This is a genomic window from Kitasatospora sp. NPDC059599, assembly GCF_042735125.1.
Lineage (GTDB): Bacteria > Actinomycetota > Actinomycetes > Streptomycetales > Streptomycetaceae > Kitasatospora.
The window spans coordinates 1-26,492 of sequence record NZ_JBHWCL010000139.1 but is presented as its reverse complement, the minus strand read 5'-3'; the positions used below and the strand labels follow the sequence as shown (position 1 = coordinate 26,492).

The window sequence follows — 26,492 nt, the reverse complement described above, 5'->3', positions numbered from 1 at the left end:
GGCGTTGCGGCCGCCGGGGGGGCCGGGCCCCGGGGGGGGGGGGCGGCCGGCGGGGGCGCCTGACCGGGGGGGGGGCCCGGCGGCCCGCGCGCCCCCGCGGCCACGTGCACGGACACGGACTCGAATCCGGAACCGGACACGGAGGGCGGAAATTCACTGGCCCCCGGGCGGGGGCACCTGCCATGCTCCCGCACTGTCGAGGACGTCGGTGACACGGGGTGAGAGTGATGGCGCGGGCCAGGAAACAGCGGCTGTCACCCGGCGGACCTGCCCCCTACCGAGGACCGGGATCCCGTCAGGCACCCCCGACGCTCGGGGTGGACGTCGGCGGAGTGATCGTCGACCGGATCGCCGCCGGAGAGGACACCTCGTTCTTCGGCTCCCAGCCCCTGCTGACCCCGGCCGTGGACGGCGTGTTCGAGGCCCTCGCCCGACTGGTGGCGGAGCCCTTCGAGGGGCGGGTGCACCTCGTGTCCAAGGCGGGGCCCAAGGTGGCCGGTAGGACCCGGGCGTGGCTGCATCACCACGAGTTCTTCCTCCGTACCGGTGTCCCGGCGGAGAACGTGCACTTCGTCCGGGAGCGCGCGGACAAGGGACCGGTCTGCAAGCGGCTGGCGGTCACCCACTTCGTGGACGACCGCCTCGACGTCCTCGGCCATCTGGACACGGTCACCCACCGACACCTGTTCATCGGCGGACTGGGTGACGAGCGCCCCCCGGCGGAGGTGCCACCATGGGCGACGGTCGCGCGGACATGGAGTGAACTCGTCGACCGGATCCAGCTGTCCACCCGGTCATCCGAAGCCCCGGGCCGACCCGGGCCGACCCGGTGACCTGACCGGTCGAGCCCGTCGAGAGCATCGAGCCTGTCGAGTCCGCCGAGCCTGTCGAGTCCGCCGAGCGACCCGGGCGACGTCGGGCTCGTGCTCCACCGGTCGCTGGCTGCGGGTGCGGGCCGTCTCCCGGTCGGGGGCCGCCCGGATCCCGCCGCCGTGCCTGACGGGGCGCTACCGGCCGGTCTTCACCTCGGTGTTCTGGCAGGCGTGCAGCAGCCACCGGCCGTCGTCCTGCTTGGTCATGATGTAGAGCGGGGCGCCTTCCGAGCCGCCCGTCGGGTCGTCGGCCGGTGCCTCGTAGACCTGGCGGACCTTGACGGCCGCCACGTCGGGCCGCAGGAAGCCGATGTGGGCGGGCTCGTAGGTGACTCGGCCGTCCCAGGTCGCGGCGGGCAGGACGGCGCGGGTGAACTCGGCGATGGCGTCGAGGCCGATGAGGACCTTGCCGTGGGCCGTGGTCCAGATGGCCTCGGGGTGGAACAGGGCGAGGAACGCGTCGGGATCCTTGGCGCGCTGGGCGCGTTCGACGGCGGCCACGACCTCCTCGATGGCGCGGATGTCGGCGTCGGCGGCTTCGGGGCCCGTGCTCACGGTGTGTGTGGTCTGAGCAGGAGTCATTTCGGTGCGGTTTGCTTCGGTGGTCATGGGGATGATCCTGCCCCCTCAAGTCCGCTTGAGGTCAAGCGGTTCGGGGTGCGGAGCGCAGGGTCAGGTAGTCGTCGAGGCGGGCGGCGGCGGTGAGCATGGCGAGGCCCCGGGCGGTGAGGCGGTGCTGCCAGCCGTCGAGGGCGGCGGCCAGTTCCTCGGTGCCGCCCGCGGTGCGGACCTGTCCCACCACGGTGGCGATGTGGTCCAGGCGGTAGCCGCCCCGCCGCAGCAGGTGGGCGAGTTCGGCGTCGCGGACGTCGGCCGGGTCGTACACGCGGTGCCCGGTGGCGCGGTCACGGGCCGGGGCGAGGATGCCGGCGACCTCCCAGGTGCGCACGGTCGCGGGGGTGATGCCGAGGCGGCGGGCGACGTCGCCAATGGCGAGGGCGCCGGTCGGTGTCGGGCGGTTCGGCGCGGTCCCCGGCGTGGCGGGGGTGGAGGAGGAGGCGGCCGGTGCCGCGGTGAGGTGGCCGACGGCCTCCCGGACGGCGGCGAGGGTCTCCCGGTCGCGCAGCAGTTGGGCGTGCCCGCGGTCGAGGGCGGTCAGGGCCCGGTCGAGGCGGTCGGTGTGGACTCCGGTCATGACGAGGCCGGCGGTCGTGTGCCCGCAGGCCGTGACGAGGGCGAGGTAGGCGCGCAGGGCGGCGGCGTGCCGCTCGGTGTAGATCCGGTAGCCGGTGGGGGTGCGGCCGGCGGGCGGGAGACAGCCGTCGCGCTCGTAGTTGCGGACCGCCTGGGTCGAGATGCCGTGTTCGCGTGCGAGGTCGGAGGGGCGCAACTGTCGTCTTCCGTTCGGGCCCGTTTGAGACTTCCGTGGCCGTGATCGCGGCAGTCTGCGGGCTGGTGCGGGCAAAGTCTCAACCGTTCTTTCAAGGATACGCTTGAGGCTCATGAGTCAGGACATTCACGACTTCGTCACCCCGATGTGCGAGTTGCTGGGCCTCGGCGAGCCGACGCACCAGGAACCGGCCTTCGGGTGGGTCCGCAACGAACTGTTCGCCGGGCTGGTCGACCGGGGCTTCCGGTCGATCGCCCTGGAAACCGACCGGGTGGCCGCGCTCACGGTGGACGACTACGTCCGGGAGGGCGTGGGCTCCCTGGACGCCGCGATGGCCGGGGGCTTCTCGCACGGCTTCGGAGAGCACGGCGCCAACCGTGAACTCGTCGTCTGGATGCGCGAGTTCAACCGCGACCGAGCACCCGGTGAGCAGTTGTCCTTCCACGGCTTCGACGCCCCGACCGAGAACTACAGCGCCCCCAGCCCGCGCCGCTACCTGGAGCATGCCCGCGACTACCTGCGAACCGGTCTCCGGTCCGGCGTCGAACCCGACCCGGATACGGCTGCACCCGACATCGCCGGACCGGCCGGCGCGGACGAGCGCTGGAGCCGGGCCGAGGCGGTGCTGGACCCGGCGCAGTCGCCCGGTGCCACCGCCGAGGCGGCGCGGCTGCGCTGCGCCGCCGACGACCTCCTCGTCCGACTCCACGCGCGGGCACCGGAGTTGATAGCGGCGACCTCCCGCGCCGAGTGGTCCAGGGCCAGGACGTGGCTGACCGCGGGCATCGGGCTGCTGCGCTACCACGCGCAGTCGGCGGTCCCGGGCCTCACCCCGGGCGAGCGGTTGAGCGGGCTGATCGGACTGCGGGATGCGCTGATGGCGCAGAACCTCCTCGACATCCGCGACCTCGAAGCGCGGCGCGGACCGACCCTGGTCTTCTCGCACAACCAGCACCTGCAGCGGAATCCGAGCGCCTGGGAGTCGGGGGAACTGGCCTGCGGCTGGAACGGTGCGGGGCGGATCGTCGGCGCGCTGCTCGGCGAGCGATACACCTTCGTCGCCGGGAGCCTGGGGCGCAGCGAGGCGATCGGGCTGGGCGAGCCGGCGGCCGGAACGTACGAGGCGTCCCTGCAACAGCGCTTCGAAAGGTGGGAGTTGACGGAACCGGTGCTGCCCGCCGGAGGCCGGACCCGCACCGACACCACGCCGCCGCAAGGCTACTTCCCGCTCGACCGGGAAGCCGTCGCCGGCGCGGCTGCGCTCCTGCACGTCCCCGACGGGGCGGCGGCGACGGCCGCTGCGGTCGCGGTGTCGAACGCGACGCCGCCGGCACCCGCGGACCGGGGGGCCGCCGGGCCCGGGTAGGCCGTCCGCAGGTGGGCGACCAGGGCGGCGGTCGGTGGCGTGAGGGGCCGGCCGCCCGGCCAGGCCAGCGCTATCCGCACCAGCGGGACGGGGTCGGCCAGCGGGCGGACCCTCAGCCCGGGGACGGCACCCGGGTCCGGCAGGACGGCCACACCCAGTCCGTGCGCGGCGAGTTCGGCCAGCTGCGGTGGCGCGGCCGCCTCGACGCCGATGGCCGGGCTCGTCCCGGTCTCGGCCAGGGCGCGCTCCAGCGCGGTGCGCATCCCGGTGCCGCGCGGGGTGCTGACCAGGGCGTGACCGGCCAGTGCGGCGACGGGGAGCGGGTCGCCCCGGCCGGCGGCGTGCGGGGAACCGTGCGCGCCGGCGGTGCCGGTGCCGGCGGTGCCGGTGGGGGCGGCGGCGCGGGCCGGGGCGGCGGCGAGCGGGTGCTGTTCGGGGCAGGCCGCGACGAGCGGCATCTCCAGTACGGTGTGCAGGGCGATTCCGGCCAGTGTCGTCCAGCCGTCGTCGCCCTCGTGTCCGCTCGCGGCGGCGGGCAGTCCGATCACGGCGAGGTCCAGTCGTCCGTCGCGCAGCGCGGCGATCATCGCCGCGGTGGAGTCCTCGGCCAGGGAGAAGTCGATGCCGGGGTGGTCCTGGCGGAACGCGGCGAGGGTGGTGGCGAGCCCGGGGAACGTACCCAGTCCGGGCGGCGGGGTGAACGCCGCCCCGGCGACCATGCCCAGTCGTACGTGTCCGCGCCGCAGTCCGTCGAACTCCTGGGCGGTCTGCCGGACCGCCGACGCGGAGGCGAGCGCCGCCCGGGCATGCGGGAGCACGGCCTCGCCCGCCGGGGTGAGGCGCACGGTGCGGCCCGAGCGGTCGAGCAGCCGGTGGCCCAGCTCGCGCTCCAGCTGCCGGATCTGGGAGCTGACTCCGGGCTGGGTCAGGTGCAGCAGCTGTGCCGCCCGGGTGAAGCTGCCGTGCTGGGCGACGGTGACGAAGTACTGGAGCTGCCGCAGTTCCATGACTCCTGATCATAGGTGGCAGAACCAGCCGGTCTTGGACGGGTGTGCGGTTCCGGCCGCAGGCTGGACGCATGGGAACCGTGCCGAAGGACCAGGACACCGGGCTGACCGAGTGGATCCGTCAGCAGATCGCGGCCGAGCGCCGTGAACTCGCCGACGTGTTCGCCGCCTTCACCCCGGAGCAGTGGAACTCGCCTTCGCTGTGCGGTGGCTGGCGGGTGCGGGAGGTCGCCGCGCACATGAGCACCGGCTTCCGGCATTCGACGGCGCGCACGCTCCTCGAACTCGCACGCTCCGGCGGCCGCGTCCACCGGATGGCCGACCGGATCGCCCGCCGCGACGCCGCCGCCATGACCGAGCGTGACCTGGCGGCCGCGCTGTCCGACCACGCCGACCACCCGTGGCGCCCGCCGGTCGGCGGCCGGATCGCGGCGCTTGCGCACGACGTCGTGCACGGCCTCGACATCACCGTCGCGCTCGGCCTGCCGGGGCGGCTGCCGGTGGCGCGCGCCGACGCCCTGCTGGCCGGCGTCTCGCCCCGCACCCTGCGGTTCTTCGGGGCGCGCCTGGACGGTGTCGCGCTGCGGGCGACGGACACCGCGTGGTCGTACGGGCGGGGACCGCTCGCAGTGGAGGGGAAGGCCGAGCACCTGTTGCTGGTCGCCTACGGGCGCCGGGTGCCGGAGGGACTGCTCACCGGGCCGGGTGCGGGGCGCTTCACCCGGGACGGCTGAGCGGGGCGGCTTCGCCTCGTACCGGCGGGGGAGCCCGACGGGTGCTCGGCGCTCGGCGCTCGGCGCCCGGTGGCGGCCCGGTCGGGCCCCGGTCGCCGGGTACGGGCGGGTGTGGTCGCCGGGTGCGGTCGGTGCGGTCGGTCACGCGGTCAGGACGTCGGGCGGTCGGGCGGTCGGGCGGTCGTCGTGCGAGCTCCGGGGCCCCGTGACTACGATCGGAAGACGTTCTTCCGGATGGTGGTGAGACGGAAGCCAGGTCGCCGATGCCCCCGAGGTCCGTGCAGTGGCCGCCGTACGTGCGGGTCGCGCCGTGGTTGTTGATCGTCGGCGGGCTGGTCTGGAACTCGCTGGACCCGGCGGACTACTGGGGCGATCCGATGCTGGCGGCCGCCGCCGTGCTGTCCGGGGCGCTGCTGCCCCTGCGGGACACCGTCGCGGTCGCGGTGGCGATCGTGACCGGGATCCTGGTGCTCTCCGCCAGGGACGGCTCGATCGGGACGGGCAACGGCTACCTGGAGCTGGTGAACACGACCTTCGCCGCCCTGCTCGGGATCGGGGTGAACCGCGTGGTGGCCCGGCACGGGCGGCGGCTGGAGCGGATGCGGTCGGTCGCGGAGGCGGCGCAGCGGGCGGTGCTGCCCGAGCCGCCCGCCCGGGTGGGGGAGCTGTCGGTCGCGGCCTCGTACCACGCGGCCCAGGACGAGGCGCTGATCGGCGGGGACGCCTACGCGCTGCAGGTGACCCCGTACGGCGTGCGCGCGCTGATCGCGGACGTGCGGGGCAAGGGGCTGCACGCGGTGGGGGCGGTCTCGGTGCTCCTGGGCGCTTTCCGGGAGGACTCGCACCGGGTGCCGGACCTGGCGGGGCTCGCGGACGCGCTGGAGGACTCCCTGCTCCGGGAGGCCGATCAGCTGAGCGAGGAGCTGCGGATGGAGGGGTTCATCACGGCGCTGCTGGTCGAGTTCCCGCCGGGGGAGGGGACGGTGCGCACGCTCGACTGCGGGCACCCCGGACCGTACCTGCTGGGCCCCGGCCCGGTCCCGCGGGACCCCGGCGCTTCCGCGCGCGGCGGCGGGCCGGCGGTGCGGCGCCTGGACGCGGCCGATCCGGGACTGCCGCTGGGGATGGGCGGGCTGGGGATCGCGCGGCCCGCGTCGGAGGTCCGGCCGTTCCCGGCCGGGTGCACGCTGCTGCTGGTGACCGACGGGGTGACCGAGGCCCGGGACGCGGCGGGGGAGTTCTACGACCCGGTGCTCGGGCTGGCCTCGCTGGGTCCGTTCGCCGGGCCGGGCGAGGTGCTGGACGCGTTGGTCGCGGACGTGGCGCGGTGGACCGGCGGGCCGCGGGACGACGACATGGCGGTGCTGGCGATCACCCGTCGGGCGGGCGGGTGAGGGGTCGGCGCGACGGCTCGCCCGGGGCGGCGGTCCGGGTGGCGCCCCCTGGGTCAGTTCGACGGCCACGGATGGTCACGCCGATATCACGATGAGGTGACGGTCGGGCTGCACTCCACGGGATCCGGCCAAGTTGACTGGTGTCGTCCGGTGGCCGGAAAAGTGACGTCCGAATATCGGACGGTGAAATGGACGGGTGGCGCCGGCGGCGGCCCGGGTGACGCCCGGCCGGTGGCGCCTTGGCCGACCGGCGGCGCGGACGGTGCGGTCGGCCCATAAGGGGCCGTAAGAGGCGCGCAAGGGGTGGTCGGGGGAGTGGCGGGATCCGGCCGACCGGCGGTTCGTCCGGAAACGGACCCGGTGCTTGCCCCGTGTCGAAGGGGTGACAGAAAGTCGAACCGATGAACGAGAAGCCTCACCCCCGCCAGGCCCGTCTGCTCGGCCACCGCGACTTCCGGCTCCTGTTGACCGGAGCCGCGGCGGCCCAGACGGGCAGTCAGGTCACCCTGGTCGCCCTGCCCTTGGTGGCGGTGGTGGTGCTGGACGCCACCCCGTTCGAGGTGGGTCTGCTGACCGCCGCCGAGACCGCGGCCTTCCTGCTGGTCGGCCTGCCCGCCGGCGCCTGGCTGGACCGGATGCGCAAGCTTCCGGTACTGATCCGCGCCGACGTCGTGCGCTGTCTGGCGGTGGGATCGATCCCGCCGGCGGCGGCGCTCGGGGCGCTGACCATGTTGCAGCTCTACCTGGTGGCACTGGTCACGGGGGTGGCGACGGTGTTCTTCGACGTCGCCCACCAGTCCTTCCTGCCCGCCGTCCTGCCGCGCGAGCAACTGGTCGGCGGGAACGGCGCGCTGGAGACCGTCCGCTCCTCGGCGCAGATCGCCGGCCCCGGCCTCGGCGGTGGGCTCGTCCAACTGCTCGGCGCGCCGCTCGCCATCGTCGCCGACGCCTGCGGCTACCTGCTCTCCGCGCTGCTGCTCACCCGGATCCGGGTCGAGGAGCAGCTGCCGGAGCCCGAACCCGGGCGCTCGCTGCGCGCCGAGGTGGCCGAGGGCGTCCGGTTCGTGCTGGGACACCCGCTGCTACGGGCGATCGCGACCGCCACCGCCGTGTCCAACCTGTTCGCCGCCGTGCTGATGGCCGTGCAGACAGTCTTCTGGGTGCGGGTGCTCGACCTGGCGCCGGGAGCCATCGGCGTGTTGCTGTCGACCTCCGCCGTCGGCGGGCTGGCGGGCGCGCTGTGCGCCGGCCACCTGGCGCGGTGGGTCGGGCAGGCCCGGCTGATCTGGCTGTCCACCGTCGTGACGGCGCCGTTCGCGGTGCTGTGGCCGCTGTCCGGCGGCGGCGCGGGCGTGGTGCTGTTCGGCCTCGCGTCCGGTGTGGTGCTGTTCGGCGCGGTCGCCTACAACGTCGCCCAGGTCAGCTTCCGGCAGAGCGTCTGCCCGCCCGAGCTGCTCGGCCGGATGAACGCCACCATGCGCTTCCTGGTGTGGGGCACGCTGCCGATCGGCGCGCTGGGCGGCGGGATCGTCGCCGACGCCGCCGGGCCGCGTGCCGCGCTGTGGCTCTGCGCGGTCGGGTTCCTGCTCGTGCCGGTGCCGCTGCTGCTGTCACCGCTGCGACGGATGCGTGACCTGCCGGGCGGCGGCGCGCCGGCTGCCGGGGAACCGGCCGCCGACGGGGACACCGACGGGCGGGCCACGGTTCGGGCCACCGCAGCCGGCCCCGCCGCGGCCGAATCCGTCGGAGCCACCATCGGAGCCACCGCCGGAGCCACCACTGCCGAGGGCGCCGACGGGCCGACCGCCGCCGCGGAGCCCGCCACGAGCCCCACCACCTCCTGACCGACCCCACACCTGCCGAGCCGCGACCGGAAACCGGAGACCGTTCCCGTGCACGCCAGCATCACCTCCGCCTACCTCGCCCGGTACCGTTCCGCCGCCGCCGCGTCCCCGGTGGAACTGCTCCCGCTGACCGGAGCCCAACGGCGGTTCCTGATCAGCCGCCGACTCGCGCCGCAGAGCCGCTCCGACGTCGTCCCGCTGTTCTTCGCCTACCCGCGCGGCACCCTCGACCAGGAGCGGCTGGCCCGTGCCGCGGCCACCGTCGCCGCCCGGCACCCGGCCCTGTGCGGCGGATTCGCGACCGTGCGCGGCACACCCGTCCTGCGGGTCGGCGGCCCCTCCGCCGAGGCCGCCCGGATCACCGTCGCCCCCGGCGGCACGGCCCGCGAGGCGCTGCGCGCGGCCCTGCTGGACTGGCCCGCCGACGGGCCGGCGCTGCGCCTGCTGGTCGCCGGGGAGCCGGACGGCGACGAGGAACTGCTCGCCCTCGCGCTGGACCACGCGGCCTGCGACGAGCAGTCCCTCGGGGTGCTGACCGCCGAACTGACCGAGGCGTACGAGAAGGACGAGGCGTACCGCCGGGGCGAACCGCCGGCAGCCGGGCCCGCTCCGCAGGCCCTCGCCGACTACCGGCAGGCCGTCGAACTCCAGCTCGCCGCGGAGGACGCCGCCGGCGGACCCGCCGCGCAGGCCCACTGGGGCCGTCGGCTCGGCGGCCTGACCGGGACGGGCGGTGGCGCGGCCACGTCCACCGGGATGCTCGCCGAGCGGCTGCCGGCCGCCGGCGGCGCCGCCCGCAGCGCCGTCTTCCCGGCCCTGCTGGACGCCGTCGGGGTCGCCGCGCACCGGCTGCACCGGACACCGGGGGCGTCCGGCGCGCCCGCCGGGGGAGGACAGCTCGCGCTCGGCTACCCGTGGGGCGGTCGGCCGCCCGGTGCGCCCGCCGTACTCGGCTGCTTCCTCAACACCCTGGTGCACCCGGCCGGTGCGGCCGCCACGGACGATCCGGAGGTCCTCGCCGACGCGTGGTGGGACGACCTCGACCACGCCGGAACCCCGTTCGACGAGGTGGTCCGCGCGGCCCGCACCGCCGGGGCGCCCTGGACGGGCGACCTGGACGCCATGCTCACCCTGGAGGACCTGCACCGCCGCCCGCCGCTGGTGCTCGGCGGCACACCCGGCCGGGAGACCCACCTGGCCGGCCGCCCGCTCGCCGCCCCGCTGGCCGTCTCCGCCTCGCACGGCGACGACCTGCTGGTCCGGCTGGCCTGGGACAGCGACCGCTTCGCCGAGGCCGACGCCCGCGCCGCCTTCGACGACCTGCTCGCCGTGCTGCGCCGGCACCTGCACGCCCGGCCGGGTACGGCCGGTACGGCCGGCACGGACGACCGCGGCTGACCGCAGCGGCCCCCGGCCGCGCCCGCCCCGACCCGAACGACCCGAACGACCCGAACGCCCTCCCCGACGGGCCCGCCCCGAGCGGGCCCCGGGCCGGACGGCCCCGCGCCCCACCCCGCGGGCCTGAACTCCCACACCGGATCCGCCTCGCCGGATCCGCCGCGCCCGTACGCGCGAGCCCCGAGCGGCCCGCCCGTGCGGACGCCCGGACTCCGGGCCGCACCGTCATCCCGGTGCGCTCCGGTCCTCCGGCCGGAGCGGGACCACCCCACGCCCGTCCCCGGCCACCGCAGTGCCGACACGCCCACCACACAAGGGAACCGACCATGTTCGCACTCTCTCCGTCGCAGGAGATCGTCTGGCTGCACGAACAGATGCTGCCGGGTAGCCGCGCCTACAACTTCACCGCCGTCCTCGACCTGTGGGGCACCCTCGACCGCGAGGCGCTGCACGCCGGCCTCGCCGCCGTCCTGGACCACCACCCGGGCCTGCGGCTGGAGTTGGTGCCCCGGGCGGAGGGCCTGCCCGGCCAGCGGGTCGCCGAGGGGTGTCAGCCCGAGCTGCGCCACAGCGACTACACCGGCGAGGACGACCCGGAGGCCGCCTTCCGGCGCCTGCTGGCCGCCGAGGCCGAGGAGCCGGTGGACACCGAGCGGGCGCCGGTGCTGCGCTGGCACCTGGTCAGGATCGCCGAGGACCACCACCGGCTGATCCACGTCGAACACCACCTCGTGCACGACGGCCACTCCTTCGCGATCCTGCTGCGCGACCTGTTCACCGTCTACCGCGCCCGGGTCCTCGGCGAGTCGTACGAGCTGCCCACCGCGCCCTCGTACGAGGAGCACGCGCGCTCCGCCGCCGACGTCTCCCGCGAGCGGGCACTCGACTTCTGGACCAGGGAACTGGCCGACGCGCCGCGTGAGGTCACCCTTCCCGGGCTGGCCCGGCCGGGTGCCGAGCGCCGCCACCGGGGTGGCCAGCTGCGCCAGTCGATCGGTGCCGACCTCGCCGAGCGGCTGCGCGAGCGCAGCAAGGCCGACGGCCACACCCCGTTCAGCACCCTGCTCGCGCTGCTCGCCGAGATGCTGCGCCGGCACAGCGGGCACCGCGAGGTCGTGGTCGGCACCGCCGTCGGAAACCGCCCCGAGGGCTTCGAGGGCACCGTCGGCATGTTCGTCAACACCGTCCCGCTGCGGCTGCGGCTCGACCCGCAGGCGCCCGGCACCGAGGCCGTGGACGAGGTCACCGACGTCCTGATGCGCGCGCTGCCGTACCAGGACCTGCCGGTGCAGGAGCTGACCCGCCGCCTCGGCCTGCACACCAGCGGAGCCGACAACCCGCTGTGGAACGTGATGTTCAGCGCCCACGACGCGGCACTGCCCGACGTCCAGGCGCCCGGACTGGAGGTCTCGCTGTACGAGGGCTTCAACACCGGCACCACCCGCTTCGACCTCGACCTGGTGCTGCTGCCCGACGACCGCCGGGTGGTCGGCGAGAAGCACGGCGTCGCCGGGATGACCCTGGTCTGGGACTACGACGCGGACCTGTTCCGGGAGTCCGACGCCGTGCTGCTGTCCGAGCGGCTGCTGGAGCTGCTGCGCTGCTACCTCGACCGGCCGCAGGCACCGATCGCCGAACTGGCCCCCGCGTCCGAGGCCGGGGCGTCTGAAGCCCCCGCGTCCGAGGCTGCCACCTCCGAGGGCGCCGCGACCGCCCTGTCCGCCGGCGCCCCGGCGCTGCTCGACCCGGCCGCCGCCCACGACCCGACCGCGCTCGCCCTGCTGGCCGGCACCGAGCGGATCAGCTACGGCGAACTCGACCGCCGCGTCACCGAGTTGGTCGAGCGCCTGCGTGCCGCCGGAGTCACGCCGGGCCAGCCGGTGGCCACCGTCCTGCCGCGCGGCGCGGACAGCGTGGTCGCGCTGCTCGCCTGCCTGCGCCACGGCGCCGTCTACGCGCCGCTGTCCACCGAGGACCCGGCCGCCCGGCTCGGCCTGCTGCTGGAGCGGCTGAGCCCGGCGCTCGTCCTGGCGACCCGGCAGAGCGCCCTCGCCCTGCCCGCCGAGGGCGTCACCCCCGCGCTGCTGGACGGCCCGGCGTTCCCGAAGGCCGAGCCCGCCGCCGTCCTGGACGGCGCCGCCTACCTGATCCACACCTCCGGCTCCACCGGTGTGCCCAAGCCCGTGCAGGTCGGCCGCGAGGCGCTCGCCGGGTACGTCGCCGCGATCGGCGCCCGCTACGGACTCACCTCCGCCGACCGGGTGCTGCTGTTCGCCCGGCCGTCCTTCGACGTGGCGCTGGAGGAGGTGCTGCCGGCCCTCGCCGTCGGCGCCGCCCTGGTCGTGCCGCAGCGCGAGGTGCCCACCGGCCCCGAGCTGGTGGCCGTCCTCGCCGCCCGCGGCGTCACCGTCGCCAACCTGCCGACCAGCTACCTGCTCGCCGTCCGCGAGGACCTGCGCGAGGCGCTGCGCGACGGCCGCTGGACGCCCCGGCTGCTCGTCCTCGGCGGCGAGCGCCTGCCCGCCCGGGCGCTCGCCGACCTGACCGAGGCCACCACCGTGCTGAACGCCTACGGCGTCACCGAGGCCACCGTCACCTCCACCGTGCACCGGGTCACCGCCGCCGACGTCGACGCGGACGGTGAGATCCCGCTCGGCACCGAACTGGACGGCGTGCGGATGCACGTCCTCGACGACACGCTGCGCCCGCTCCCGGCCGGTTGCGTCGGCGAACTCGTCGTCGGCGGAACGATGCTGGCCGACGGCTACCCCGGCCTGCCGGAGCCGACCGCCGCCCGCTTCGTCACCGTCCCCACGCTCGGCGGCGCCCGGGTCTACCGCACCGGCGACCGCGGCTACCGCGACCTGGACGGCCGGCTGTGCTTCCTCGGCCGCGCCGACAACCAGGTGAAGCTGCGCGGCCACCGGATCGAGCTGGAGGAGATCGAGGCCGCGGCCTCCGCCGAACTCGGCGGCCGCTCCTGCGCGGTGGTGCTGCACACCGACCCGATGACCGGGCCGCGCCTGGTCGGCTTCCTGGAAGGCGCCGACCGCCCCGACCAGGCCGCCCTGCACGAGGCGCTCGCCCGCCGGCTGCCCGGCGGACTCGTCCCGGCGAGCTGGACCGCCGTCGCCGCGATGCCGACCCTGCCCGGCGGCAAGCCCGACCGTGCCGCCCTCGCCCGGCTGGCGGACGAGGCCGCCGAGGCGGCCACCGAGGAGACCACCGCGCCGAGCGCCTTCGCCGACCCCGGACAGGAGCTGATCGCCGCGGCCTGGCGCGAGGTGCTCGGCCACGACCGCTTCACCGCGGACTCGCACTTCTTCGAGGTCGGCGGCCACTCGCTGCTCGCCGCGCAGCTCGCCGCCCAGCTGGAACCGCACCTCGGCAGCCGCCCCCCGCTGCGCACCCTGTTCCGCCACGCCGTGCTGGCCGACCAGGCCCGCGCCCTGACCGGCCAGAACTGAAAGGCAGCGTAGACGTGACCGCCCCCTCCGCCGTCCTGGAAGCCGGCCACCGCGAACTCGTGGAGGCCTTCGAGAGCTTCATCCGCCGCGAACTCGTCCCGCTGGCCGCCGAGTTGCCCGAAACCGCCGACCAGGTGCCGGGCGACCTGCGCACCTACGTCCGCAAGCGCTCCGCCGCACTCGGCTTCTACGCGGGCGACTACCCCGAGGAGCTCGGCGGCTCCGGCATGCCCTTCACCGCCGTCGTCCTGCTGCACCACGCCGCCGGGCGCAGCGGCTGCGTCCTCGCGCCGTACGCGCTGGCCGGCTCCGACGGCCCCAGCCCGCTGCTGCGCAACGGCACCCCGGAGCAGGTCGAGCGCCACCTGATCCCGCTGGTGCGCGGCGAGCAGACCCGCTGCCTCGCCCTCACCGAGCCGCACGCCGGCTCCGACGCCTTCCGCCTCACCACCACCGCCGTGCGCGACGGCGACCGGTGGGTGCTGAACGGGCGCAAGACCTTCGTCAGCAACGCCGAGCACGCCGGGCTCGCGCTGGTCGTCGCCGCCACCGACCTCGGCGACGGCGCCGGCCCCACCACCGGGTCCACCGCCTTCGTGCTGCCGATGGACCAGCCCGGGCTGCGGATCGGCCAGCGCTACGAGGGCATGTCCGGCGAGCCGCTGTTCGAGCTGCTGCTCGACGGGGTCACCGTCGGTCCGGAGGCCGTGATCGGCGGCGAGGAGGGCGTCGGCGCGGCCACCGCCCTCGCCATGGACAGCCTCTCCCGCGGCCGTCTGGTGGTCGCCGCGATGTGCAACGGCATCGCCGAGTACGCCCTGCGCGTCGGCGTCGAGTACGCCAAGGACCGGCGCGCCTTCGGCCGGGTGATCGGCGAGTACCAGCACGTCCAGGAGCACCTGGTCTCCACCCGCGCCGAGGTCGAGGCCTCCAAGCTGCTCACCCTCGCCTGCGCCCGGCTGGTCGACGAGGGCACCGAGTCGCCCGAGAACGCCGCGCTCGCCAAGCTGACCGCCTCCGAGACCGCCGTCCGCGCGGTCGACCGCTCGCTCCAGGTGCACGGAGCCACCGGCTGGGTGCGCGGCCACCCGCTGGAGTTCCTGTACCGCTACGTGCGGATGACCACGATCATCGAAGGGACCTCCGAGGTCCAGAAGGTGATCATCGCCCGTTCCATGGGCCTGAACTGACGGTTCGTCATGACTTTGGAGACGACGATGGAATCCCAGACCACGGACATCCGGAGCATCGGGTACGGCCGTCCGCACCAGGACGGCGCGGTCCTCGACCTGTTCACCGGCTGGGCGCACCGCACCCCGGACGCCCCCGCCCTGATCGACGGCGAGCACACCTACAGCTACGCCGAACTCGACCGCCTCGCCGACAGAACCGCCGAGGCCCTGCGCGGCAAGGTCGGCCCGGGCGACCTGCTCGGGGTCTGCCTCGGCCACTCGGTGTCGCTGGTGGCCGTCACCCTGGCCGCCGCCAAGCTCGGCGCCGTCCACCTGCCGCTCGGCCCGCGCCCCGGCGAGCGCCGGCTGCGCGCCGTCGCCGAACAGCTGCGCCCGGCCTGCCTGGTCGGCGAACCGGACCTGCTGCCGCCCGGCGGCGAGCAGTTGGCACTGGACCTGCCCACCGGGGGCGCGGTCGCCGCGCTCACGTCCGGCGAGCAGGCGGTCGTCCCGGCCGGCACCCACTACGCGGTGCTCACCTCCGGCTCCACCGGCACCCCGAAGGCCGTCGCCGTCACCGAGCCCGCCCTCGGCGCGCTGCTGCAGTGGTACCGCGACCTGACCGGCCTCGGCCCCGGCGAACGGCACAGCCTGCTGATCGGCGTCGCCTTCGACCCGCACCTGATGGAGCTGTGGGCCGGCCTCACCTCCGGCGCCGCCCTGGTCATCGCCCCCGAAGCCGTCCGCTGGGACCCCGGGGCGCTCACCGACTGGTGGCGTGACGCCGACGTCACCGTGTCCGTGCTGCCCACCCCGCTCGCCGAGCCGGTGCTGAACCGCCCCTGGCCCACCGGGCTCGCGCTGCGCCACCTCACCGTCGGCGGTGACCGGCTGCGCCGCGCCCCCGGGCCGGACGTCACCGCGACCGTCCACAACGCCTACGGCCCGGCCGAGGCCACCGTCACCACCACCGTGCACACCATGGCGCCCGGCATCGACCACGGCGACGGCGCCCCGCCGATCGGGCTGCCGATCCCGGGCGCGGTCGTGCTGGTCACCGACGAGGACGGCCGGCCGGTGCCGCACGGCGTCGCCGGCGAACTGCGGATCGGCGGCCGCGGCCTCGCCGCCGGGTACCTCGACCCCGAGCTGACCGCCCGCCGCTTCGTCGACGCGCCCGAAGGCGTGGACGGCACCGACCGGGTCTACCGCACGGGCGACCGGGTCGTCATGCGCCCCGACGGGGTGCTGGAGTTCCACGGCCGGCTGGACGACCAGGTCAAGGTCAGCGGCGTGCGGATCGAACCGGCCGAGGTCGAGGCCGCGTTCGAGCGCGACCCGCGGGTGCGCCGGGCGGTGGTCGCGGCCGAGCAGGCGCCGGCCGGCGGCGTCCGGCTGCTCGCCTTCGTCCAGACCGAGGACGGGGCCGGGGACGGCACCGGGGCGGGCGCGGACTCCGGCGTCGACCCGGCACGGCTGCTCGACGCCGTCCGGCCCTGGCTGCCCGAGCAGGCGGTGCCGTCGGCCGTCCGGCTGGTGGACCGCTACCCGCTGGACGCCAACGGCAAGGTGGACCGCCGGGCGCTGCTGGCCGCCGAGCCGTCCGAGCCCGCGGGCGAGGAGGGCGACACCCCCGTCGAACGCGTCGTGCTGAAGCTGTGCCGCGAGCTGATCGGCCGCGCCGACCTCGGGCCCACCGACAACTTCCTGGCGTCCGGCGGGAACTCGCTGGCCGCCGCCCGACTGCTGGAGGCGCTGGAGAGCGAGTACGGGATCCGGCTGCGCGCACCCCTGGTGCTGCGCCAGCCGGACCTGCGGGCCGTCGCCCGACTGGTCGAGGAGCGGACGGCCGCCCTGACCGCGACCGCCTGACCTCCCCGCACCTCCGCACTGGGGCGCCCCGGCCCGTACCGCCGGGGCGCCCGGAAGGGAACCATCATGACCACCGCGACCCTGCCCGCGCTGATCGCCCGGCAGGCCGAACGGCAGCCGAACGCGCTCGCCGTGACCGACGGCTCCACCGTCCTCACCTACCGCGAACTCGTCGACGCCGCGGGCCGGTTGGCCTCCGTGCTGGCCGCCCGGGGGATCGGGCCCGGCAACGCCGTCGGCCTGCTCTGCGCCCGCTCCACCCGCCTGGTCGTCGCCCAGCTCGCGATCTGGCGCACCGGCGGGCACGTCCTGCCGCTCGACCCTGCCTACCCCCGACCGCGCATCGTCGAGATGACCTCCGACGCCGGCGTCGGGCTCGTCCTCGGTGACAAGGCGCTGCTCGCCGAGGCCGGACTCACCGAGGAACAGACGCTCGTCCTGACCGAGCACGGCACCGACATCACCGGGCACGACACCGGCTACGACGCCGACGCTGCCGGGCACGACACCGGTGCCGCCGGGCCGGAGGCGCCGGACGCCGCCGATCCGGCCGGGCCCGCCCTGCTGTTCTACACCTCCGGCTCCACCGGCCGGGCCAAGGGCGTCGTCGTCCCGCACGGCGCCGTCGCCGACCTGGTCACCGCCCCCGACGCCATCGCGGTCGGCCCTCGCGACCGGGTGCTGTTCCACTCCGCCGTCACCTTCGACGCCTCCACCTTCGAACTGTGGGCCCCGCTGGCCCGCGGCGCCGCCGTCGCCGTCTCCCCGGCCGACCGGCCCACCGCCGAGGAACTCGGCCGCGACGTCGAGCGGTTCGGAGTCACCACCCTGCTCCTCACCAGCGCGCTCTTCCACCACCTGGCCGCCCGGCAGTCGCGGATCTTCGGGGTGCTGCGCACCCTGGCGGTCGGCGGCGAGGTGCTCTCGCCCGAGCACGCCGGCGCGGTGCTGCGCGCCTTCCCGTGGCTCGAACTGGTCAACGTCTACGGACCGACCGAGGCCACCACCTTCACCACCCTGCACTGGGTCACCCAGGCCGACTGCGCCGGTGCGATCCCGATCGGCCGCACGTTCGGCGGCGCCCGCGCCCTGGTCCTGGACGAGCAGCTGGCGCCGGTGGCGCCGGGCACGGTCGGCGAGCTGTGGATCGCCGGCGACCGCCTCGCCCTGGGCTACCTCAACCGGCCCGAGCTGACCGCCGAGCGCTTCCGCGAGCTGCCGGACGTCGGCCGCGCCTACCGCAGCGGCGACCTGGTCCGCCAACTCCCTGACGGAACACTGGAGTTCCACGGCAGGACGGACGAGCAGGTCAAGCTGCGCGGCTTCCGGATCGAACCGGGCGAGGTCGAACACGCCCTGCTCCGGCTGCCCGAGGTCGCGGAGGCGGCGGTCGTGGTCCGCCACGCCGGACAGCCCGATGCCGCCCTCACCGCCTGCCTGGTCCTCGCCGACGGCGCCGGCCCGGCCGCCGGGACGCTGCGCGACCGGCTCGCCGAGCGGCTGCCCGCGCACCTGGTGCCCACCGCATGGACCGTGCTCGACGCGCTGCCGCTGACCGGCTCCGGGAAGGTGGACCGGCGGGCCCTGGCCGCCGACGCCCCCGTCGGGCAGCGCCCCGCCGGGGGCGGTGTGCTCACCCCGATCCAGCAGGTCGTCGCCGAAGCCTGGAGCCGGGCGCTGGAACGCCCGATCACCGACCCGGCCGCCGACTTCCTCGCCGAGGGCGGGCACTCGCTGCTCGCCATGTGGGTCGTCGACGACCTGCGCGAGGACCTCGGGGTCGAACTCTCGCTCGCCGACTTCCTCGGCCACCCCACCGTCGCCGGGCAGGCGGACCTGCTCGAACGGGCGCTGCAGGCCGCCGACGGCCCGGACGGCCCGGATGGCCCGGACAGCCAAGGAGGCCCGGACGTGGCAACCGCCCCGACCGCCGCCGTCGCCCCGACCGCCGCCGCCCCGACCGCTGTCGCCGGCCCGGGAGGCGTCCGATGACCGCCGTCGACCAGGCCGACCTGCTGCGCCGCGCCCGCAGCCGGCGCAGTGCCACCCCGGCGAAGCCGCAGCGCCCGGCCGAGGCCGACGGCCCGGCCCCGCTCTCGCACGCCCAGCAGCGGATGTGGCTGATGGACCACCTCGGCCAGGGTGGCGCCCTCTACAACGTCCCGATCGCCGCCCGGCTGCGCGGCCCGCTCGACCGGGTCGCCCTCGCCGCGGCGGTCACCGGCCTCACCGAGCGGCACGCCGTCCTGCGGACCCGCTACCCGCGCCGGGGCGGACAGCCGTACCAGCAGGCCGACCCGGTCACCCCGGTGCCGCTACCGGTCGTCGACGCGAAGACGGACACGGCGGCCACCGAGCAGCTCGCCGCCGAGGCCGCCCGCCCGTTCGACCTCGCCACCGGACCGGTGCTGCGCGCCCTGCTGCTGCGGCACGGGCCGCAGGACCACACGCTGGTGCTGACGATCCACCACATCGCCGTCGACGGCGGCTCGCTGCCCGTCCTCGCCGCCGACCTCGCGGCGCTCTACGCCGCCGCGCGCGACGGCGTGGCGCCGCAACTCCCGCCGCCCGGGCCCGCCTACGCCGACTACGCCCGCCAGGAGCGCGCCCGGGACGCCGAGCTGACGGCGGCCGCCGACACCCTCGCCGCCCGGCTGGCCGGCGCCCGCCCGCCGGCCCTGCTGCGGCCAGCCCCGACCGGCGCCCGCGAGCGCCGGGCCGTGCTGCACGCCGCCCCGCTGGCCCCCGCCGTCGTCGACGGCCTGCGCGCACTCGGCGCCCGGCACGGCGCGACCCTGTTCACCGTCGTCCTGGCCGCCGCGTTCGCCACCCTGCGGACCGCCTCCGGGCAGGACGACCTCGTCCTCGGCTGTGCCAGCGGCCACCGGGCCCGGCCCGACCTGCGACACACCGTCGGCCTCGCGGTCAACACGCTCGCCGTACGGACCGGTCCGGCCGGGGACCGGTCGTTCGCGGAACTCCTGACGGAGGTCCGCGGCGCACTGCTCGACGCCCAGCAGCACCACGACGTGCCGTTCGACCTCGTGGTCGAGCGGCTCGGAGCGGCCGCCCGGAGCGCCGACGGCACCCCGCTGCTCTCGGTCACCTGCGATCTCGTCCAGCCCGTTGCGCCGCTGACGCTGCCGGGCCTCGACTCCACGAACGTGGAACTCGACCTGGGGCTCGCCAAGTTCGGCCTGGCGCTGCTCCTGGAGGACGGCCCGGCGCCGCGCTGCCTGGTGCAGCACGACCGGGACGTGCTCGACGAGTCGACCGCCGGGCAGCTGCTCGACGCGTTCGCCGCCCTGCTCACGGCCGTCGCGGGGGAGACCGACCCGCGCCTGTCCGAGCTGCCGGGCCGGCTCCTGGTCGCCGCCGAACACCCGGTGGCGGCCGCCCTGTCGGCCGAACCGGGGGTCGTCGAGGCGGCCGTGATCGAGCGCGCCGACGGCCCGCCGCTCGCCTACGCGGTGGTCCGCGGGCCGGTCGCCCCGAACGGCGCCCAGCTGCGGGCCGCCCTGCGCGGGCGGGTCCCGGCCGGCGAACTCCCGCTCGCGGTCACGCTGGTGGACCGGATCCCCCGCCACCCCGACGGCACCCCCGACCCGGGCCCGCTACCCGGCGCCGCGCCGCACGGGCCCGCCCCGGACGGCCCGCACGGGGACGGACCGGTGGACGACGTCCGGGAGGCCTTCGGCGAGTTCCTGGGCACCACCCCGCCCGCCGACGGCGACTTCTTCGCCCTCGGCGGTCACTCCCTGGTCGCCGTCCAACTCGCCGAACGGCTGCGCACCCGCACCGGGCTGCCGCTCACCGGCCTCGACATCCTGGAGCAGCGCACCCCGCGCGCCCTCGCCGCCGTGCTCGCCACCCGCGCGGACGAGCGCCGCACCGCCCTCACCCGGACCGGCGCCCGTCCGAGCACCCGTACCCGCACCCGCACCGGCACCGTCCTGCTCACCGGCGCCACCGGCGGGGTCGGCGCGGCGGTCCTGCAGGAGCTGATGGCCCAGGGCAGGCCGGTCCGCACCCTGGTCCGGCCCGAGTCCGCGCACCTGCCCGCCCTGCACGGCGCCGAGGTGGCCGAGGGCGACCTCGCCGACCTGGACAGTCTGCGCCGCGCCGTCGAAGGCGTGGACGCCGTCATCCACTCCGCCTGCACCTTCACCGACCACGCCACCGACCTCGCCGCGATGCGCACCCTGGTGGACGGCTGGCAGGGCGGCCCGTTCGTCTTCGTCAGCAGCATCGACGCGTACGGCCGCCCGGCCGGCACCGAGGTCGTCGAGGGCAGCCCGAGCGGCGAGGCGGTCACCCCGTACGGGCAGGCCAAGCTGGACTGCGAGCGGATCCTGTTCGAGGCCGCCGCCGGCGGTCGCGGCCCGGCCACGTCGGTGCGCGCCCCGATCGTCTGGGGCCCGCACCACCGCCTGCGCGACCAGCTCCGCTGGGGCTCCACCGGCGCCCTCTACCAGGCCGCCCTGGCCGGCCGGCCGATCGCACTCCCGGCCGCCGACGACTGGTACGGAGCCTCCTGGGTCCACGCCGCCGCCCTCGCCCGGGCGCTCGCCGTCTGCGCCGCGCCGGACCACCCGGCGGCCGGGCGCGTCGTCAACGCGGTGAGCGGACACGTCTCCTGGGCGGACTTCACCGCCGAGCTGGTCCGGCTGCTCGGCTCCGCGAGCCCGCTCGTCGTCGGCCCCGACGCCGACGAGGAACTGCGCCGCCCCTGGCGCTACCGGGCCGAAGCGCTGGCCGGCCCGCTCACGCCGGAACCGGGCGAGGACTGGCGCAGCGTGCTCGCGGCGATGGTCGGCTGAGCCCGCCCCGGGCGGAGGGGTCCCCGGGCAGCGGACCCCTCCGCCCGGCCGCCCCGGCGGCCGCACCCTGCGCGGTCGCCGCCGCCCCGGGACGCTCCGGACCTCACCGGCCGGACACGTCGGAGCGGAACCCGGTGCCGGTGCGGCCGACCGGGCATCCAGCCCGTGGTGCATGCGCCGGGCCCGCAGACACGACCGGCGCCCGGCTCACCGCGCCTCCTTGACCGCACGCCGACGGACCTGCCGGGCTGCCCCGCCGTGGGCCTCCCCGACGTCCTCGCTGCCGGCCGACCGCCCGGGTGAAGCGGCGCGTCCACACCGCCCGTCCAGCCCGTCCAGCCCGTCCAGCCCGTCGAGCCCGTCGAGCCCGTCCAGCCCGTCCAGCCCGTCCAGCCCGTCCAGCCCGTCGAGCCCGTCCAGCCCGTCCAGCCCGTCCAGCCCGTCGAGCCCTCGCCGGGCGGCCGTGCTCACCCGATGGTGACCACCCGTGCCCAGTCCGGCGGGGTTTCCGGGCGGTAGTCCGGGTCGTCCTCGTCGTACCTGGTGGGCCGGGGGAAGAGGCCGACGACCGTGCGGCACGGCGGCGGGACCGACGGCCACGGGGTCTGGCCGTCGGTCAGGACCACCACGACGTCCGGACGGGGGCCGGACCGCAGGGCGGCGCGGAAACCGGTGCGCAGGTCGGTGCCGCCACCGCCGAGGAGCGGAATGCCCGCCGACGTGCAGAGCCGGTGGACGGCCTGGGCGGCCGCGTCGCAGGGGACCACGCTGACCTGGTCCCGGCGGCCGCCGACCGCCCGGCCGATCGCCGCGACCTCCAGCAGCGCGCTGCCCAGCTCGTCGTCCGAGACCGACCCGGAGGTGTCGATGACCACCGCCACCCGGGGCGGCCTCCGCCGCAGGCTCGGCAACAGCACGCCCGGCACCCCGGCCGAGCGGCGGGCCGGGCGGCCGTAGCTGTAGTCCTCGCCCGCACCCGGCCCGGCGACCGCCGAGCGCACCGCCGCGCCCAGCAACTGCCGCCAGGGCTGCGGCGGGTGGAAGGCCTCCTCGGCCCAGCGCCGCCAGCCCGCCGGGGCGCTGCCGGGCCGGCCCCGGAGGCCCTCGGCGACCCGGAAGCGGACGGCGTCGCGTTCCTGCGCGTTCAGCCCGTGGGCGCCGCCGGGGCCCAGCTCCCAGGGTCGGTCCGTGCCGTCGGCGCCGCTGCCGCAGTCCAGCCAGGCCGCGTCCAGGGTCCGCGGGTGGAACCGGTACCGCCGCAGGTACTCCTCCATGAGCAGTCCCTCGGGCAGCTGCAGGCTGTCGGGCCGCAGTGCCCCGGACGGCCGCACCAGACCGTCCCCGTACACGTCGTCGTTGATCTCGCAGTCGGCGGCGATGTTCGTCCGCAGCTGCGCGGCCGGGCCCTCCAGGCCGAGTTCGCGGGCGATCCGGGTGCCGCGCCGGTGGTGGTCGCGCAGGAGGTGGGACACCTCGTGGACCCAGACGCCGGCGAGTTCCTCCACCGGGGTGCGGTCGACGAAGACCGGTGAGGCGTAGCAGCGCCAGTAGCGGTCCACCGCCATGGTCGGTACCTCCCGCGACTCCACCAGGTGGAGCGCGAACAGGGCGGTCGCCAGGTACGGCCGGGCCCGGACGGCCTGCAGGCGGGCGGCGTAGAGCTTCTCCAGGTCCAGATTCCCGGGGACCGGATACCGGGTATCCGGCTTCGCGGGAACCGGACCTCCGCTGCCCGGCTTTCCGCGGTTCGGCTCAGCGGGGTCCGGGTTCCGGGCGTACGGCTTCCCGAGGCCCGGCTTTGCGGGGCCCGGCGCTGCGAGGCCCGGCGCTGTGGGGCCGGGCGTGACGGCCGCGCTCATCGGCCCGCCTTCGCCGCGACCCGGGCGGCGGCGACGTCGGCGCGGCGGGAGAGCGCCAGCGCCGGGGCGAGCCGCTCGATCGACTCCGGTACGTCCCAGTCCTCCCGGCGCAGCGAGGCCAGCGTGGTGGCCGGGACGACCAGCAGGTCCGGGGCGCCGGTCTCCATGGCCCGGGCGAGCAGAGCCCAGGCCGAATCCCAGCGCTGCCGGTCCGGCCGGTTGCGCACGGCCGCGACCACCCCGTCCAGCACGGCCTGGCGCAGGTCCCCGCGTTCGGGCAGTTCCGCGCCCGCCGGGTCGGCGAGCAGGTCCTCCGGGTCGGGCAGGTCCATCCGGTCCATGCTCGCCATCAGCTCCAGGCCCGGGCCGTCCCCGACGGTCCCGCGGACCAGCAGCGACAGCACCTCGCGGGAGGCGCCGGCGGCGGTCGCGAAGGCGACCAGCCGCAGCGTCATGTCCCAGCTGCGCGGTGACGGCCAGGCGCCGCCGCGCCGGGTCTCGGTGGTGGGCAGCCGGTGCACCAGTTCGGGGCGGGCGGTCAGCAGCCCGCACACCGCGCGCCGGGCGAGCGCGACGGCCTCCGGCAGCGCCAGCGGGTCGAGCCGCGGCAGGGTGGCGACCGGCCAGACGCCGCCGAGGCCTCGCACCACCACCTCGTGGTCGTGCACCCACTGCAGGTGGACGAAGCGGTTGGCCAGTGGCGGGCTCAGCTCCCAGCCGTCGGCCGCCGACGACCGCGGGTTGGCGGCGGCCACGATCCGTACGCCGGGGGGCAGCCGGAGCGTTCCGATGCGCCGTTCCAGGACCAGCCGGAGCAGTGCGGCCTGGACGGCGGGAGGCGCGGTGGACAGCTCGTCCAGGAACAGCAGTCCGCGGCCGGCCCGCACCAGTCGCACCGCCCAGTCCGGCGGGGCCATCGGTACGCCCTGCTGCGCCGGGTCGTCGCCGAGGATGGGCAGCCCGGAGAAGTCGGAGGGCTCGTGGACACTGGCGATCACCGTGGTCAGCGGCAGTTCCAGGGTTTCGGCGAGCTGGTTGAGCGCGGCGGTCTTGCCGATGCCCGGCTCGCCCCAGAGCAGGACGGGCAGGTCGGCGGCGACGGCCAGGGTGAGGGCTTCCAGCTGGGGGTCGGCGCGGGGTTCGGTGGTGGTGTCGCCGAGCAGGTCGAGCAGCCGGCGGGCGACGTCGAGGCGGGCGGAGTCGAGGTGGGCGATGTCGGGGCGGGCGGAGTCGAGGTGGGCGATGTCGGGGCGGGCCTCGGGGCGGGTGGCCTCGGGGCGGGGGTCGGTGGCGGGTGCGGGCATGGAAACAGGCATGGAAACGGGCATGGGTGATCACCTCAAGTGGTCAGGTACGGACGGTCGTTCAGCGTGCAGTGTTCGGTGGCCGACGTTCGGTGGCGGACGTCGGCGGCCGGTGACGGCCTCAGGGGTAGAAGGCGCGACAGAGGTCGGCGAGGCGGGCGGAGCGGGAGACCCGGGAGGGGCGTGCGTGGGGCGGGCGCGGGCGGCGGAACGGGACGCCGGCGGGCCCGGGCGCGGTCAGCCCGGCCCGGTAGAGGCCGTAGGCGATCCGCCGCTCCGCGGCCGCCCGCAGTTCGTCCCGCAGTGGTCCGTCACGCAGCACCGCCTCCCGGCCGAGCAGGTCCTCGACCACGGCCAGTGCCCCGGCGGTGTCGCCGTGGTCCAGCCGCTCGCGGACACCGTCCAGCGCGTTCGGGCGGAGGTGTGCCAGGTCGATCGCGCGCAGGCAGGGCAGCGGGGTGCCCGAGAGGGCGGTGAGCAGCTCCTCGCGGCGCAGTTCGGCCGGATCGTGGTCGAGCGGGGTGAGCACCCCGTCGACCAGGCCGATCCGGTGCCGCGCCCCTCGGCAGTCCACCAGCCGCTGGGACCGGGGCGGATCGCGCGGGTCCGCCCGGGACGGGTGCCCGGGTGCCAGCGCGGCGGCCACCAGCGGGTGCAGCCGGTCCGGCGCGATCGCGCCGGTGCGCAGCAGGTCGACGTCGGGCGGGGCCCAGGTCGCGGCGTCGGGCAGCAGGGGCAGCGCCGAGGTGTCCCCGGTGGCGTCCGTCGTGCGGCCGTCCGGCCCGAGGAGCAGGCGTCGCCGGCGTTCGAGCCGGACGACGACGGGCCCGTCGGGGTGTGCGTCGGCACGCCGCAGCAGCGCGGCCTCGGCGGCCCACCGGTCGACGGCGCGGCGCAGCGTCGGGCCGCCGACTCCGTTGTCCACCAGGCCGGTTGACGTGCCGGTCGACGTTCCGGGGCCGGTCCGTTCGGCCAGTTCCCCGCTGCGCCCGGCGTCCCAGAGGTGCCGGTGCAGGTCGTAGCGGAACCGGCGACTGGGGTGCGGATGCGGGTGCGGGGACCGTCCGTCGCCGCCGGAGCCGTCCCAGAGTGCCAGGGCGATCCGCTGGCCGTACTCCGCCCAGGCGGGCGGCGTGCGGACCACCAGGGACACCGGACGCTCGCCCGGGTAGCGGGCCAGGGGCATGGTGAGCCCGGGCCGCAGCAGCCCGTCGGGTGCGGATCTCGGCAGGTGCCAGCGCAGCAAGTCCGGTGCGAGGCACCGGAGATCGGCGCGCAGTCGGTCGGCGAGCTCCCGGCCGTGGGCGCGTGCGACGTCCCCGAGGCGGAAGTCGACCTCGACGTTGGCGGCGGCACAGGCCCCGGACCAGTCCCCGGCCAGACGGCGGGCGGTGGCGGTTTCGATCATGGTGGGCGGCACGGCGTACTCGCGTACGCGCCGCCAGAAGTGGAGTCGGGAGTCGTTCCCGTTCGCGGTGGGAGTGAGCATCAGCACTCACTCTTCGCGGACGGGACCCCCATTCTGTGATCAGCGTGAGTGGTCATCGGCGGGAGCATAGCGCTCGTGCGCGCCCGCCCGCCACACCGTTTTCGCCGCGCGGTGGCGCCACCGCCGCCGGGCGCTCAAGAGCCGCTGGAAGCCCGGTCGAGACGGGTGGTTCATGGTGGCTTGGGTGTGTTCTGGTGGTGGGCGGAGGAAACGCGGACCCGGGACGGCCGGGTCCGTGCGGGGCGGCGCGAGGGCGTGTCAAGGGCGTAGACGCTCGCGCATGGAGCTGAGTGCGGAGGCTATGGTTCGCCGGCCCGGAGTGGCATTGACTGGTGGACACGAGGACGGACGCGAACGGATCGCAGGATCCGGGACGCGTGCGGCCGGTCCGACTGGTTCTACTCCGAGCGAGGGTGATCGTGATGGCTGGTGTGGTGGATCTTTCGACGGATGCCGGTGTCGTGCTGGTGGTGGGTGGTACGGGCAAGACGGGTCGTCGGGTGG

The 26,492-nt window shown here is 76.1% G+C and carries 17 protein-coding genes and 1 pseudogene; 11 read left to right on the top strand and 7 right to left on the bottom strand.

The window, feature by feature from the left end; all coding sequences use genetic code 11:
- Positions 1-317 precede the first annotated feature (317 nt).
- Positions 318-833 (top strand): hypothetical protein, encoded by a 516-nt coding sequence (locus ACFV04_RS34490; protein ID WP_380534838.1) that lies wholly within the window; start codon positions 318-320, stop codon positions 831-833.
- A gap of 174 nt (positions 834-1,007) precedes the next feature.
- On the opposite strand, the gene ACFV04_RS34485 is transcribed toward ACFV04_RS34490, so the two are convergent.
- Positions 1,008-1,454: an SgcJ/EcaC family oxidoreductase gene (locus ACFV04_RS34485; RefSeq protein ID WP_380341594.1), complete on the bottom strand. Its 447-nt coding sequence runs from the start codon at positions 1,452-1,454 to the stop codon at positions 1,008-1,010.
- Positions 1,455-1,515: 61 nt separating this feature from the next.
- Positions 1,516-2,262, bottom strand: coding sequence for a TioE family transcriptional regulator (locus tag ACFV04_RS34480; RefSeq protein WP_380534836.1), 747 nt, complete (start codon positions 2,260-2,262; stop codon positions 1,516-1,518).
- Between the two features lie 112 nt (positions 2,263-2,374).
- Between ACFV04_RS34480 and ACFV04_RS34475 the strand changes: the two are divergent.
- A pseudogene (locus tag ACFV04_RS34475) lies at positions 2,375-3,439 on the top strand (erythromycin esterase family protein); the annotation flags it as partial.
- A gap of 41 nt (positions 3,440-3,480) precedes the next feature.
- Here the strand turns inward: ACFV04_RS34475 and ACFV04_RS34470 are convergent.
- Positions 3,481-4,635 (bottom strand): LysR family transcriptional regulator, encoded by a 1,155-nt coding sequence (locus tag ACFV04_RS34470; RefSeq protein ID WP_380534834.1) that lies wholly within the window; start codon positions 4,633-4,635, stop codon positions 3,481-3,483.
- A 71-nt stretch (positions 4,636-4,706) separates the two neighbouring features.
- Between ACFV04_RS34470 and ACFV04_RS34465 the strand changes: the two genes are divergently transcribed.
- The 9 genes from ACFV04_RS34465 to ACFV04_RS34425 all read left to right on the top strand — a co-directional run bounded on the left by ACFV04_RS34465 (position 4,707) and on the right by ACFV04_RS34425 (position 21,336).
- Positions 4,707-5,369, top strand: a complete 663-nt coding sequence (locus tag ACFV04_RS34465) for a maleylpyruvate isomerase family mycothiol-dependent enzyme (RefSeq protein WP_380534832.1) — start codon at positions 4,707-4,709, stop codon at positions 5,367-5,369.
- Between the two features lie 263 nt (positions 5,370-5,632).
- Positions 5,633-6,763 (top strand): PP2C family protein-serine/threonine phosphatase, encoded by a 1,131-nt coding sequence (locus tag ACFV04_RS34460; protein WP_380534830.1) that lies wholly within the window; start codon positions 5,633-5,635, stop codon positions 6,761-6,763.
- Between the two features lie 401 nt (positions 6,764-7,164).
- Positions 7,165-8,607, top strand: coding sequence for an MFS transporter (locus tag ACFV04_RS34455; protein ID WP_380534828.1), 1,443 nt, complete (start codon positions 7,165-7,167; stop codon positions 8,605-8,607).
- Between the two features lie 48 nt (positions 8,608-8,655).
- The gene (locus tag ACFV04_RS34450) at positions 8,656-10,005 is read left to right on the top strand and encodes a non-ribosomal peptide synthetase (RefSeq protein WP_380534826.1); all 1,350 of its coding nucleotides are present in this window, start codon (positions 8,656-8,658) and stop codon (positions 10,003-10,005) included.
- 326 nt (positions 10,006-10,331) lie between these two features.
- Positions 10,332-13,472 carry an amino acid adenylation domain-containing protein gene (locus tag ACFV04_RS34445; protein ID WP_380534824.1) on the top strand — a complete coding sequence of 1,047 codons (3,141 nt, stop codon included), beginning with the start codon at positions 10,332-10,334 and terminating at the stop codon, positions 13,470-13,472.
- Positions 13,473-13,486: 14 nt separating this feature from the next.
- Entirely contained in the window at positions 13,487-14,662 is a 1,176-nt protein-coding gene (locus tag ACFV04_RS34440; protein WP_380341457.1) for an acyl-CoA dehydrogenase family protein, read from the top strand.
- 27 nt (positions 14,663-14,689) lie between these two features.
- Complete coding sequence (locus tag ACFV04_RS34435) at positions 14,690-16,516, top strand: amino acid adenylation domain-containing protein (RefSeq protein WP_380534822.1); 1,827 nt, start codon at positions 14,690-14,692, stop codon at positions 16,514-16,516.
- A gap of 66 nt (positions 16,517-16,582) precedes the next feature.
- A complete protein-coding gene (locus tag ACFV04_RS34430) occupies positions 16,583-18,508 on the top strand; it encodes an amino acid adenylation domain-containing protein (protein WP_380534820.1) in 1,926 nt (641 codons plus the stop codon).
- Positions 18,505-21,336, top strand: a complete 2,832-nt coding sequence (locus ACFV04_RS34425; RefSeq protein ID WP_380534818.1) for a condensation domain-containing protein — start codon at positions 18,505-18,507, stop codon at positions 21,334-21,336. Before ACFV04_RS34430 ends, ACFV04_RS34425 begins: the two co-directional genes overlap by 4 nt.
- A gap of 207 nt (positions 21,337-21,543) precedes the next feature.
- On the opposite strand, the gene ACFV04_RS34420 is transcribed toward ACFV04_RS34425, so the two are convergent.
- The 4 genes from ACFV04_RS34420 to ACFV04_RS34405 all read right to left on the bottom strand — a co-directional run bounded on the left by ACFV04_RS34420 (position 21,544) and on the right by ACFV04_RS34405 (position 25,988).
- Positions 21,544-21,807 carry a hypothetical protein gene (locus ACFV04_RS34420; RefSeq protein WP_380534816.1) on the bottom strand — a complete coding sequence of 88 codons (264 nt, stop codon included), beginning with the start codon at positions 21,805-21,807 and terminating at the stop codon, positions 21,544-21,546.
- The gene (locus ACFV04_RS34415; protein WP_380534814.1) at positions 21,804-23,195 is read right to left on the bottom strand and encodes a VWA-like domain-containing protein; all 1,392 of its coding nucleotides are present in this window, start codon (positions 23,193-23,195) and stop codon (positions 21,804-21,806) included. The genes ACFV04_RS34420 and ACFV04_RS34415 overlap by 4 nt, the downstream gene beginning before the upstream one ends.
- Positions 23,192-24,511, bottom strand: a complete 1,320-nt coding sequence (locus tag ACFV04_RS34410; protein WP_380534812.1) for an AAA family ATPase — start codon at positions 24,509-24,511, stop codon at positions 23,192-23,194. Before ACFV04_RS34410 ends, ACFV04_RS34415 begins: the two co-directional genes overlap by 4 nt.
- Positions 24,512-24,620: 109 nt before the next feature.
- A complete protein-coding gene (locus ACFV04_RS34405) occupies positions 24,621-25,988 on the bottom strand; it encodes a hypothetical protein (RefSeq protein ID WP_380534810.1) in 1,368 nt (455 codons plus the stop codon).
- Positions 25,989-26,492 lie beyond the last annotated feature (504 nt).

What these genes read in the sequence shown, in the direction of transcription:
- ACFV04_RS34465 (WP_380534832.1), top strand. Translation starts at nt 4,707, where the DNA reads ATGGGAACCGTGCCGAAGGACCAGGACACCGGGCTGACCGAGTGGATC.
- ACFV04_RS34460 (WP_380534830.1), top strand. Translation starts at nt 5,633, where the DNA reads ATGCCCCCGAGGTCCGTGCAGTGGCCGCCGTACGTGCGGGTCGCGCCG.
- ACFV04_RS34425 (WP_380534818.1), top strand. Translation starts at nt 18,505, where the DNA reads ATGACCGCCGTCGACCAGGCCGACCTGCTGCGCCGCGCCCGCAGCCGG.
- ACFV04_RS34405 (WP_380534810.1), bottom strand. Translation starts at nt 25,988, where the DNA reads ATGCTCACTCCCACCGCGAACGGGAACGACTCCCGACTCCACTTCTGG.
- ACFV04_RS34485 (WP_380341594.1), bottom strand. Translation starts at nt 1,454, where the DNA reads ATGACTCCTGCTCAGACCACACACACCGTGAGCACGGGCCCCGAAGCC.
- ACFV04_RS34470 (WP_380534834.1), bottom strand. Translation starts at nt 4,635, where the DNA reads ATGGAACTGCGGCAGCTCCAGTACTTCGTCACCGTCGCCCAGCACGGC.
- ACFV04_RS34445 (WP_380534824.1), top strand. Translation starts at nt 10,332, where the DNA reads ATGTTCGCACTCTCTCCGTCGCAGGAGATCGTCTGGCTGCACGAACAG.
- ACFV04_RS34410 (WP_380534812.1), bottom strand. Translation starts at nt 24,511, where the DNA reads ATGCCTGTTTCCATGCCCGCACCCGCCACCGACCCCCGCCCCGAGGCC.
- ACFV04_RS34435 (WP_380534822.1), top strand. Translation starts at nt 14,690, where the DNA reads ATGGAATCCCAGACCACGGACATCCGGAGCATCGGGTACGGCCGTCCG.
- ACFV04_RS34430 (WP_380534820.1), top strand. Translation starts at nt 16,583, where the DNA reads ATGACCACCGCGACCCTGCCCGCGCTGATCGCCCGGCAGGCCGAACGG.
- ACFV04_RS34415 (WP_380534814.1), bottom strand. Translation starts at nt 23,195, where the DNA reads ATGAGCGCGGCCGTCACGCCCGGCCCCACAGCGCCGGGCCTCGCAGCG.
- ACFV04_RS34455 (WP_380534828.1), top strand. Translation starts at nt 7,165, where the DNA reads ATGAACGAGAAGCCTCACCCCCGCCAGGCCCGTCTGCTCGGCCACCGC.